Below are 10782 nucleotides of genomic sequence, written 5' to 3' on the forward strand. Positions count from 1 at the left end.
GGTCGCGAGATGAGTGAGGATCTGGAGCTGCCCGTCACGGGGCCCGCGACGTCGCCGGGGACCGCACCCTGGTCGGTGTCGCAGGAGGCCTCGCGGGGGTTGTCGCGCTCGAGTTCGGGGCGTGCGCGCAGGGGCAGCGGCCGGTCGATGAGCCGCGGCCGGCTGGGTGCCGGGCTGGTCGAGGTGCCGCGGGTGCCCTACCGGGACCCGAAGACCGCGGTGCTGGAGAACCCGGAGGTGCCGGAGGCCAAGCGGTTCTGCTCGAGGTGCGGCAAGAAGGTCGGGCGGCGCAAGGACGGCAAGCCGGGCCGGGTGGAGGGGTTCTGCCCGCAGTGCGGGCACGCGTACTCGTTCACGCCGAAGCTGGAGCCGGGTGAGCTGCTGCACGACCAGTACGAGGTGCTGGGGTGTCTCGCGCACGGTGGTCTGGGGTGGCTGTACCTGGCGCTGGACCACGCGGTGAGCGACCGGTGGGTGGTGCTCAAGGGCCTGCTCGACTCCGGTGACGCGGACGCGATGGCGGCGGCGCTGGCGGAGCGGCGGTTCCTGGCCGAGGTCGAGCACCCGAACATCGTGAAGATCCACAACTTCATCCGGCACGCGGACCGCAAGAGCGGCAACCTGGTCGACTACATCGTGATGGAGTACGTCGGCGGCGAGTCGATCAAGGACATGATCACGCGCCGGCGCCGGGAGGGCCGCGGCGACGAGGCGTTGCCGCTGGCGCAGGCGATCGCGTACGTGCTGGAGATCCTGCCCGCGGTCGGCTACCTGCACGGGGTCGGGTTGCTGTACTGCGACTTCAAGCCGGACAACATGATCCACACCGAGGAGCAGCTCAAGCTGATCGACCTGGGCGCGGTGCGGCGCATCGACGACCACCACTCCCCCATCTACGGCACGATCGGCTACCAGGCGCCGGAGATCGGCACGATCGGCCCGTCGGTGTTCTCCGACATCTACACGATCGGGCGAGCTTTGGCGGTGATGAGCTTCCCGTTCGACTTCCGCGGCCGCTGCAAGGACCGGCTGCCCACGATCGACGAGGAACCGCTGCTGGGCCGGTTCGAGTCGTTCCACCGGCTGCTGCTGCGCGCCACCAACCCGAACCCCGAGCTGCGGTTCTCCTCCGCGGAGGACATGGCCGAGCAGCTCACGGGCGTGCTGCGCGAGGTGCTGGCGATCGAGGACGGCGAGCAGCGGCCCGGGCTGTCGCGGCAGTTCACGCCGGAACGCCGCCGGTTCGGGGTGGAGGGCGCGCTGGACCTGGCGGAGGTGGCGCTGGCGTTGCCGGCACCGAGCGTGAGCACGTCGGACGCGGCCGCGTCGTGGCTCGCGACGGCGACGACGTCGGATCCGGCAGGCCTGCGCAAGGCTCCTGAGTACACCGTGGAGGTCCGGTTGCGGATCGTGCGGGTGCTGATCGAGTCCGGGGACACCGAGGCGGCGATGCGCGAGCTGGAGGCGTTGACGGCGCCGTCGATGTTCGACGAGTCCGAACTGGATCCGGAGGACTGGCGGCCCGACTGGTACCGGGGTCTGGCCGCGCTGACCGACGGACGCGCGCGGGACGCGCTGGGGTTCTTCGACGCGGTGTGCTCGGCGGTGCCGGGCGAGGCGGCGCCCAAGCTCGCGCTCGGCGCGTGCTACGAGGCCACGGGTGAGCTGAAGGCGGCGGCGGGCTGGTACGAGCTGGTGTGGCGGACCGACCACGCGTACGTGTCGGCGGCGTTCGGGCTGGCGCGTGTGTTGCTCGCGTGCGGTGACCGTGCGCGAGCGGTCGACGTGTTGCTGTCCGTTCCGGACACTTCCTCACAACACCTCGCCGCGCAGATCGCGGCGGTGCGCGCGCAGCTCGGCGACTGCGGCGCGGAGGACCTCGTCGCGGCCGGGGAACGCTTGCACGCCTTGGACATCGACGTGCATTCGCACACCCAGCTGTCGGCGGAGGTGCTGGAGGCGGCGTACGACTACGTGACCCGCAATCAGGCCGCCGAGGGCAGGGTGCTGGACTGTGCACTCTCCGAACACGAGCTTCGGCTGGGTCTCGAGCGGCGCTACCGCACGCTGGCCCGGTTCGCGGCCACGCCGGAGGAACGGATCGCATTGGTGGACCGCGCGAACGCGGTAAGGCCTAGGACGTTGGTTTGATGGACACCCTGAAGTGCCCGGAGTGCTTCGCGCCCGTCGCGCCGGAGGACCGGTTCTGCGAGGCGTGCGGACGCAACCTGCTGGTCCGCCGCACGCCGCTGGGCGGACCGACCGGTCCCGCGCAGGCCTCGTGCATCCTGTGCGGCTCACCCGACATCGACGACGAGGACTACTGCACCCAGTGCGGACGGCACCAGCCGTCGGCGCGGGACAGGGTCGAGTACACGCTCGGCGCGGTGTCCGGGGTGTCGGACCGGGGCAAGCGGCGGGCGCGCAACGAGGACTCGATGGCGTTCGGGCACGTCGCGGGCAAGGGTGTCGCCGCCGTGGTCTGCGACGGCGTGGCGTCGTCCGAACGGGCGGAGCAGGCCTCGCAGGCGGCCGCCGACGCGGCGGTGGACGTGCTGATCAACGCGTTGATCGACACCGCGGACCCGGAGCAGGCGATGGTCGACGCCGTGGCGGCGTCGTGCTTCGCGGTCGAGCAGCTGGTGGAGGCCGAGCCGGTCGAGGCGGGCGGCCGGGGTGTCGCGCCGTCGTGCACGTTCGTGTCGGTGCTGGTCACGGACTCCTCGGCGACGGTCGGGTGGGTCGGTGACTCGCGGGCCTACTGGTTGTCGGCGGAGGGCTCCGAGCAGCTCACCACCGATGACACGTGGGCGGCGCAGCTCGTGGCGGAGGGTGTGCTGACCGAGGAGCAGGCGCGGACGGACCGTCGCGCGCACGTGCTGTCGCGGTGGATCGGCGCGGACGCCGGGCGGGTGGAGCCGCAGGTCGTGACGCTGCAGCCGACGTCGCCGGGGGTGTTCCTGCTGTGCTCGGACGGGCTGCACAACTACCGGCCGCAGCCGGAGGACCTGGAGCCGCTGCTGGGGTCCGGGCCGGAGGAGTTCGTGAAGGTGGCCCTGGACGCCGGTGGCCACGACAACATCACCGTGGTGCTGGTGCCGTTCACGCCTCGTCCTGTCGAGTGACGCGTTATTCGGGAATTCGATGCTGAGCGCGCCTGCGTCGTCGTGACAATGATTGAGAATTCTTATCGGAGGCTCCGCCGGAAATCGGCGGAGCCTCCTTCGGTCAGCCGAAATTGAACGCGCCGACGTCGGCCGTCAGGTACTTGAGGCCGTTGACCGCGCAGTCCGGGTTGGGATTCGCCAGCACGGGAACGGCCGTTCCCTTGTCACCGGCCATCGGGCCGCTGGAAAGGGCGGCTTCGAGGGTGATCTGGCCCTGGGTGGGATCAGTGTTGATCCTCCAGGTGTAGTGGCTGGTTCCGGCGCCGGGCTGCCAGACGAAGGTGCTCGCGGCCGCGTTGCCGCCGGTGAAGGTCAGCAGCAGCTGGCAGATGTTGAGGGCGCTGCCGTTGGCGCTGACGGTCGCCGGGGTGGCGATCGCGCCCGACTGGATGCCTGCGTAGTTGCCGTTGAGCGACACGCAGTTGGTGAACTCGCCGGTGGCGTAGGCGGTCGAGGTGAGCCGCAGCGGGGTGAGCGGCGGGTCGATGTCGAGCTGGAAGGCGCCGGTGCACACCAGGTCGCCCAGGGCCGCGTGGGCGGCGGGCGCGGCCACGGCGGAGCTCAGGACGAGGCTCACCGCGAGCACCGCGGCCGCGTGCCGGCCGCGGCGGGTTCTCGAGGAAGTGGCGGAGGGCCGGAAAGCACGATTCACGCGCGCGACAAGAACGCGAATTGCCTTCATGACGATCTTTCCCTTTGTTTCACGCCGATTGGGAAAGCGATTCTCTGCCCGCGCCTCCCATTCCGGCCAGCGACCGTTCGAGTGATGGCGGAAGTGAAACGGGAACGGCGCCCGCTCTTCTGCGCGCAATTCCTCGTGGCGAGACGAGCACTCGCGTGCTGTGCCCGGTGAACGCTGCTGGCATGATCGGCCTGTGTCCCACGCCGTCCTGGTCGCGTTGTTCCTGTTCGCGTCGGGTGTGGTGGCGGGGGTCATCGGCACGGCGGGTGGCATCACCAGTCTCGTCGCCTACCCGGCGTTGCTGGCCGCGGGCATCCCGCCGCTGACGGCGAACGTGACCAACTCGGTCGCTCTGCTCGGCAGCGGGATCAGCTCCGCGAGCCGGGCGGCGCCGGACGTGGCGGGGCACGGCGCGACCATCCGCCGGTGGGCTCTGCTGAGCGTGGTGTTCTCGCTGGCCGGCGCGGTGCTGCTGGTCGTCACGCCGGGAGAGGTCTTCGACCGCATCGTGCCGTTCCTGGTGCTCGCCGGGTCGCTCATCCTGCTGCTGCAACCCGCCATCAGCCGCTGGCAGCGTGACCAGAACTGGAACCGTCCTGCGGTCCTGGGCGGTCTCGGCGGGGTCGCGCTCTACAACGGCTACTTCGGCGCGGGCTCGGGCATCCTGTTGATCGCGCTGCTGCTGTTCACCGAGGAACCGGTGCTGCACCGGGCCAACGCGATGAAGAACGTGATCCTGCTGGCGTCGGACGTCCTGCCGGCGGTGCTGTTCGCGCTCACCGGCACCGTCGCCTGGCAGGCGGCGGTACCGCTGGGCGCGGGAGCTGTCGTCGGCGGGCTCATCGGGCCCTCGATCGCCCGGCGGGTCCGTCAGGACGTCATGCGGTGGCTCATCGCCCTCTGCGGCGTCGCGCTGGCGGTGTGGCTGTACGCGACCGCCAGCTGATTTACCGCCGGGTAACCGGTCGCGGGCACGGTCGGGGCGTGAGATTCGTTTCTGTCGCGGCGGTGGCCGCCTTCGCGCTGGCCGGGATGTCGTCCGGGGTGGCGCACGCGGAGTCGGCGCCGGGTTGTGGTTCGGTGACGCAGATCGGCAAGACCGCCTACATCGGTGGTGACTCCCGGGGCGCGAAGGCGTCGGTGAAGCAGTTCAAGGGTTGTGGCAAGAACTACGCGTACATCTTCGTGTGGGACTCGTTCGCCCGTGAGGTCGGTGACTTCCAGATCACGGTGGCCATGGACGTGGCCGAGCAGATCAAGGGCCAGCGGACCTACCCCCGCAACCAGCAGGAGGGCTGGTCGGAGGGCACCAACTCGCTGACCCAGTGCACCCGTGCGGTCGGGGCCCTGAAGAACTTCGTGATCAGCGACACCTGGCTGACCGCCGAGACCGACTGGAGGTGCTGAGGATGAGGCGTTCGCTCGTGCTGGCCGGGGCGTTGTTCGTCGCGATGCTGTCGCCGGGGATGGCGCACGCGGAGTCGGCGCCGGGATGCGGTCCGGTCACCCAGATCGGCGGCACCGCCTACATCGACGAGGGCGGTGGCCCGGTCGCGTCGGTGAAGCAGTTCAAGGGGTGCGGCAAGAACTGGGGCTACGTGTACGTGTGGGACTCGTACCACAACAAGGGCAAAGACTACTACGTCACCGTGGGCGTCCTGACGCCGAACGGGACGCAGGGCTACGTCAAGGGCGCCAACCGCGACCGCGAGGTGTGGTCGAAGGGCACGGCCACGTTGTCGGTGTGCACGCAGGCGCAGGGGACCATGGTGGACAACCCCGAGTACGGGTACTTCGCGAACACGGACAAGCGCTGCTGAGGTGAGCTGATTTGATCGCGGCGGCGGTGGTTGTCACCATCGTCGCCGTGGTCTTCGCCTTTCAGCGCAAGCTGGTCTACTTCCCCTCCCCCGGTCCGGTGCCGTCCGCGCCGGACGTGCTGCCCGGCGGGCGCGACGTCCGGCTGGTGACGGCGGACGGCCTGCTGCTGGACGGCTGGCACTTCGAGGTGCCGGACGCGCGGGCGACGGTGATCGTGTTCCCGGGCAACGGCGGCAACCGGGAGGGACGGGTGCCGCTGGCCCGGTCGCTGACCGAGCGCGGGTTGTCGGTGCTGCTGTTCGACTACCGCGGCTACGGCGGCAATCCCGGTAAGCCCTCGGAGGAGGGGCTGACCTACGACGCGCGGGCGGCGCTGGACCTGGTCGACGGCCCGGTGATCTACCTCGGCGAGTCGCTGGGGGCGGCGGTCGCCGTCGAGCTCGCGACCCACCGCCCGCCGCTGGGGCTGGTGCTGCGGTCGCCGTTCACGTCGCTGGCGGCGGTCGGGTCGCACCACTACCCGTGGCTGCCGGTGAAGATGTTGTTGCAGGACAAGTACCCCGTGGCCGAACGGGTGTCCGGTGTGGACGTCGCGACGGTCGTGGTGCTGGGCACGGCGGACTCGGTGGTGCCGCCGGCGCAGAGCCGCGAAGTGGCGGCCGCGGCACGGGCGCGGCTGGTCGAGGTGGCCGGTGCCGATCACAACGACGCGGCGCTGTGCTCGGGTCCGCAGGTCGTCGACGCGGTGCTGTCAGTCGGCTGAGGGCGCGATCTCGCCGGAGCCGCGGCGCACGATGGCGGCCGGCACGACGGCGTGCACGGGTGGTGAGGTGTCGCCGTCGATGCGGGCGAAGATGAGTTCGGCGGCTTTGCGGCCGAGGCCGGGGACGTCCTGGCGCACGACGGTGATGCCGGGTTCGAGCATGTCGGCGAGCGGGAAGTCGTCGAAGCCGATGAGGGCGACGCGGTGCTGCACGCCGCGGGCGCGCAGCACGCGCATGGCGCCGACGGTGACGAGGTTCTGGGCGGTGAACAGGGCGGTGGGCGGCCGGTCGAGGTCGAGCAGTGCCCGCGCGGCGGTCTCGGCGAGGTCGGCGCCGTGCAGGTCGGTGCGCACGAGCTCCTCGCGCAGGGTGAGCCCGGCCTGGGCGAGGCCTTCGAGGTAGCCGGTGTAGCGCTCCTGGCTGGTCCACAGGGTGCGGCGGTCGCCGAGGAACGCGATGTCGCGGTGTCCGAGTGCGGCGAGCTGCAGGACGGCCTCGCGGGAGCTGTCGCGGTTGGTGGTGGTCACGCAGTCGGTGCCGCCGAAGGTGGGTGGCCGGTCGACGAGCACCATCGGGGTGCCGCGTTCGCGTTCCTGCTGCAGCGCGTCCTGGTGGCCGCCCGCGGCCATGACGACGACGCCGTCGACGCGGCGCGCGGACAGCGACACGAGCAGTTCGCCCTGCAGGGCGCGGTCGTCCTCGCTGCTGCCGGCGAGCACGAGCACGCCGTTCTGCCGGGCGCGGTCCTCGACGGCGCGCAGCAGGGCGGAGTCGAACGGGTTGGAGAGGTCCTCGAACAGCACGCCGATGGTGGCGCTGCGGCGGTCGGAGCGGCGCAGGCTGCTGGCGGTGAGGTTGGGGCGGTAGCCCAGGGTGCGGGCGGCGGCGCGGACGCGGTCGACGACCTCCGGGCCCGCGCCGGGCAGTCCGTTGATGACGCGCGAGACGGTCTTCGTGCTGACCTTCGCCAGTGCCGCGACGTCGCGCATCGTGGGTTCGCGTCTTTCGCCTGCTTGATCCATGTCTGCCCACCCCGGGTAACGCTTGCGTAACGCCCGCTTGTCGCGTCTTCTCCCAGAAAGCTAGCGTCAACGATGACGTAAAGGAATCCCCACTTCTCACGTAACCGCGCCCGCTTCCAGTCCGGTCGGTTACGTCAACGTTGACGTAGGAGGAGTCATGTCGCGCAGAGCGTTCGGGCTGACGGCGGTGGCGGTGCTGGCGCTGTCCGCGGCGGCCTGCGGGGGCGGTGGTTCGTCGGGCGGGACGACGCTGGTCGGCCTGGTGACCAAGACCGACACGAACCCGTTCTTCGTGAAGATGAAGGAGGGCGCCCAGCAGGCGGCCTCGTCCTCGGGTGCGACGGTGCAGTCGTTCGCGGGCAAGCAGGACGGCGACAACCAGACCCAGGTGGACGCGATCGAGAACCTGATCGCCTCGGGCGCGAAGGGCATCCTGATCACGCCGAGCGACTCGAAGGCGATCGTGCCGTCGGTGGACAAGGCGCGGGCGGCGGGGCTGCTGGTGATCGCGCTGGACACGCCGCTGGAGCCGGCGTCGGCGGCGGACGCGACGTTCGCGACGGACAACTACAAGGCGGGGCTGCTGATCGGGCAGTGGGCGAAGGCGAAGTTCGCCACGAACGGCAAGCAGGCCAAGATCGCGTTGCTGGACCTCAACCCGAACCAGGTGTCCGTGGACGTGCAGCGCGACCAGGGCTTCCTGGAGGGCTTCGGCGTCGACGTGAAGGACAAGAACAAGATCGGTGACGAGGCCGATCCGCGGATCGTGGGCCACGACGTGACCAACGGCGACCCGTCGGGTGGCCGCACGGCGATGGAGAACCTGCTGCAGAAGGACCCCGGCGTCAACCTCGTCTACACGATCAACGAGCCCGCGGCCGCCGGTGCCTACGAGGCGTTGAAGGCGGCGGGCAAGGAGAAGGACGTCGTGATCGTCTCCGTGGACGGCGGCTGTCCCGGCGTGAACAACGTCAAGGCCGGGGTGATCGGGGCGACGTCGCAGCAGTACCCGTTGAAGATGGCGAAGCTCGGCGTGGAAGCGGTGACGAAGTTCGCCAAGGACGGGTCGAAGCCGCAGAACACCGACACGGGCGTCACGTTGATCACCGACCAGCCGGCGCAGGGCGTGGAGTCGAAGGACTCGGCGTTCGGCCTGCAGAACTGCTGGGGCTGAGCCATGACGACGACGGCTACCCGGCCTCCCGCTCCCCTGCCGGAGCAGCGCGACCGTTCGATCCTGACCCGGTTGCAGCACCTGTTGCACGCGCAGGCCACGATCGGGCCCGCGGTGGTGCTGCTGGTGGCGGTGATCGTGTTCGCGCTGCTGTCGGACCGGTTCCTGACGCCGGGCAACATCTCGCTGATCCTGCAGCAGGTCGCCGTGGTGGGCACGCTGGCGGTGGGGCAGACGATCGTGATCCTGACCGCGGGCATCGACCTGTCGTGCGGGGCGATCATGGTGCTCACCTCGATCGTGATGGCCAAGGTGGCGGCGGGAACCGGCCTGCCGGGGCTGCCCGCGCTGCTGCTGGGCTTCGCGGTGGGCACGCTGTGCGGCCTGCTCAACGGTGTGCTGGTGACGAGGTTGAAGCTGCCGCCGTTCATCGTCACCCTGGGCACGCTGAACGTGTTCTTCGCGGTGAACCTCTGGTACTCCGGCAGTGCCACGATCCGCGGCACGGACATGCCGAAGCTGCTGCTGTGGACCGGGCAGACGTTCAACATCGCCGGCACCCGCATCACCTACGGCTCGATCATGCTGGTCGTGCTGGTGGCGGCGATGGCGTTCGTGCTGAAGAACACCGCGTGGGGCCGGCACGTCTACTCCACCGGTGACGACCTCGAAGCCTCGCGGCTGTCGGGCATCCGCACGGCGCGGGTGCTGCTGAGCGTCTACGCGACGGCGGGGCTGATCTACGCGCTGGCGGCGTGGACGCTGATCGGCCGCATCGCCTCGGCCAGCCCCCAGGCGGGCCAGACCGACAACCTGGACTCGATCACCGCGGTGGTGATCGGCGGGACGTCGTTGTTCGGCGGCCGCGGCGCCGTGGTCGGTTCCCTGATCGGCGCGTTGATCGTCGGCGTGTTCCGCAACGGCCTGGCCCTGGCCGGGGTGGACGTGCTGTGGCAGACGATGGCGGTCGGTGTGCTGATCATCGTGGCCGTGTCGCTGGACCAGTGGATCAGGAAGGTGAAGGCATGACCACGCCGGTGCTGCAGGCCACGGGCCTGGTGAAGCGGTACGGGAAGGTGACCGCGCTGGCGGGCGCGGACCTGGAGCTGCTGCCCGGCGAGATCCTCGCGGTGATCGGCGACAACGGCGCGGGCAAGTCGTCGCTGATCAAGGCCCTGTCCGGGGCGGTCGTGCCGGACGAGGGCGAGATCCTCGTCGACGGTGAGCCGGTGTCGTTCTCGTCGCCGCTGGACGCGCGCCGCGCCGGCATCGAGACGGTGCACCAGTCGCTGGCGGTGTCGCCGTCGCTGGACATCGCGGCGAACCTGTTCCTGGGCCGCGAGCGGCGCCGCAAGGGTGTGCTGGGGTCGGTGTTCCGGATGCTCGACCGGCAGGGCATGCGCGAGGAGGCGCGCCGTCAGCTCGACGCGCTGGGGATCATGACGATCCAGAACCCCGGCCAGGCGGTGGAGACCCTGTCGGGCGGCCAGCGCCAGGCCGTGGCGGTGGCGCGCGCGGCGGCGTTCGGCAGCCGGGTCGTGATCATGGACGAGCCCACGGCCGCGCTGGGTGTGCGGGAGTCCCGCGCGGTGCTCGACCTGGTGCTGCAGGTCCGTGACCGGGGTCTGCCGGTGATCCTGATCAGCCACAACATGCCGCACGTGTTCGAGGTGGCCGACCGCATCCACATCCAGCGGCTCGGCCGCCGCAAGGCCGTCGTGGACCCGAAGTCGGTGTCGATGTCGGACGCGGTGGCGATCATGACCGGGGCGATGGAGCCGCCGGAGTAGGCGCCGTGCGACCTCGTCCGGTGGATCATCGGACGAGGTCGCGGATCACCGACTCCAGCGGCGCGATGACGTTGCGGGAGGCCAGCAGTTCCTCCGACGCCAGCACCTTGTCGCGGCGCAGCCGCTGCCAGAACTGCCCTTCGACCGGGATCTGGAGCACCTCCAGCTCGAAGATCGGCCGGTGTCCCAGTTCCTGTTCGAGGTCGGCCATCAGCTCCTGGACCGAGTCCGAGAACCCGCGCCGGACGACGTCGCGGTGCCAGGCGTGTGCGACCTGCCCTGGCCGGATCGAGGCCGGTCACGGTGAGGTCGTGGCCGTTGCCGGTGGCGTCCAGCGCGGGATCGTCACCGTTGAACCAGGA

General features: G+C 70.4%; 12 protein-coding genes. 9 read left to right on the top strand and 3 right to left on the bottom strand.

Annotated features, from left to right (window positions below; all coding sequences use genetic code 11):
- The first annotated feature begins 9 nt into the window (after positions 1–9).
- Together ACWEIJ_RS24375 and ACWEIJ_RS24380 are read left to right on the top strand one after the other, a co-directional pair.
- Positions 10–2151, top strand: coding sequence for a tetratricopeptide repeat protein (locus ACWEIJ_RS24375; protein WP_449839515.1), 2142 nt, complete (start codon positions 10–12; stop codon positions 2149–2151).
- On the top strand, positions 2151–3125 hold the full coding sequence (locus tag ACWEIJ_RS24380) for a PP2C family serine/threonine-protein phosphatase (RefSeq protein ID WP_449839516.1): 975 nt from the start codon (positions 2151–2153) through the stop codon (positions 3123–3125). Before ACWEIJ_RS24375 ends, ACWEIJ_RS24380 begins: the two co-directional genes overlap by 1 nt.
- Before the next feature lie 103 nt (positions 3126–3228).
- Here the strand turns inward: ACWEIJ_RS24380 and ACWEIJ_RS24385 are convergent, their stop codons facing one another.
- Positions 3229–3978, bottom strand: a complete 750-nt coding sequence (locus ACWEIJ_RS24385) for a hypothetical protein (RefSeq protein WP_449839517.1) — start codon at positions 3976–3978, stop codon at positions 3229–3231.
- 64 nt (positions 3979–4042) lie between these two features.
- Between ACWEIJ_RS24385 and ACWEIJ_RS24390 the strand changes: the two genes are divergently transcribed.
- Genes ACWEIJ_RS24390 through ACWEIJ_RS24405 form a run of 4 tightly spaced genes read left to right on the top strand, consistent with a single transcriptional unit; the run spans position 4043 to position 6433 of the window.
- Positions 4043–4795, top strand: coding sequence for a sulfite exporter TauE/SafE family protein (locus tag ACWEIJ_RS24390; RefSeq protein WP_449839518.1), 753 nt, complete (start codon positions 4043–4045; stop codon positions 4793–4795).
- Positions 4796–4833: 38 nt separating this feature from the next.
- Entirely contained in the window at positions 4834–5256 is a 423-nt protein-coding gene (locus ACWEIJ_RS24395) for a hypothetical protein (protein WP_449839519.1), read from the top strand.
- Positions 5257–5258: 2 nt separating this feature from the next.
- Positions 5259–5669, top strand: a complete 411-nt coding sequence (locus ACWEIJ_RS24400; RefSeq protein WP_449839520.1) for a hypothetical protein — start codon at positions 5259–5261, stop codon at positions 5667–5669.
- Positions 5670–5716: 47 nt separating this feature from the next.
- Positions 5717–6433, top strand: a complete 717-nt coding sequence (locus ACWEIJ_RS24405; RefSeq protein ID WP_449839521.1) for an alpha/beta hydrolase — start codon at positions 5717–5719, stop codon at positions 6431–6433.
- Here ACWEIJ_RS24405 and ACWEIJ_RS24410 read toward each other — a convergent pair.
- On the bottom strand, positions 6422–7456 hold the full coding sequence (locus ACWEIJ_RS24410) for a LacI family DNA-binding transcriptional regulator (RefSeq protein WP_449839522.1): 1035 nt from the start codon (positions 7454–7456) through the stop codon (positions 6422–6424). The genes ACWEIJ_RS24405 and ACWEIJ_RS24410 overlap by 12 nt on opposite strands.
- Before the next feature lie 157 nt (positions 7457–7613).
- On the opposite strand from ACWEIJ_RS24410, the gene ACWEIJ_RS24415 reads away from it, so the two are divergent.
- From ACWEIJ_RS24415 to ACWEIJ_RS24425, 3 genes are read left to right on the top strand one after another with little or no spacing between them, the layout of a single operon-like run.
- On the top strand, positions 7614–8630 hold the full coding sequence (locus tag ACWEIJ_RS24415; protein ID WP_449839523.1) for a substrate-binding domain-containing protein: 1017 nt from the start codon (positions 7614–7616) through the stop codon (positions 8628–8630).
- A 3-nt stretch (positions 8631–8633) separates the two neighbouring features.
- Positions 8634–9659, top strand: coding sequence for an ABC transporter permease (locus tag ACWEIJ_RS24420; RefSeq protein WP_449839524.1), 1026 nt, complete (start codon positions 8634–8636; stop codon positions 9657–9659).
- Positions 9656–10420 (top strand): ATP-binding cassette domain-containing protein, encoded by a 765-nt coding sequence (locus ACWEIJ_RS24425; RefSeq protein WP_449839525.1) that lies wholly within the window; start codon positions 9656–9658, stop codon positions 10418–10420. The genes ACWEIJ_RS24420 and ACWEIJ_RS24425 overlap by 4 nt, the downstream gene beginning before the upstream one ends.
- 25 nt (positions 10421–10445) lie before the next feature.
- On the opposite strand, the gene ACWEIJ_RS24430 is transcribed toward ACWEIJ_RS24425, so the two are convergent.
- Positions 10446–10631, bottom strand: coding sequence for a hypothetical protein (locus ACWEIJ_RS24430; protein ID WP_449839526.1), 186 nt, complete (start codon positions 10629–10631; stop codon positions 10446–10448).
- Positions 10632–10782: the final 151 nt, after the last annotated feature.

It is taken from the genome of Lentzea sp. NPDC004789 (genome assembly GCF_053601075.1).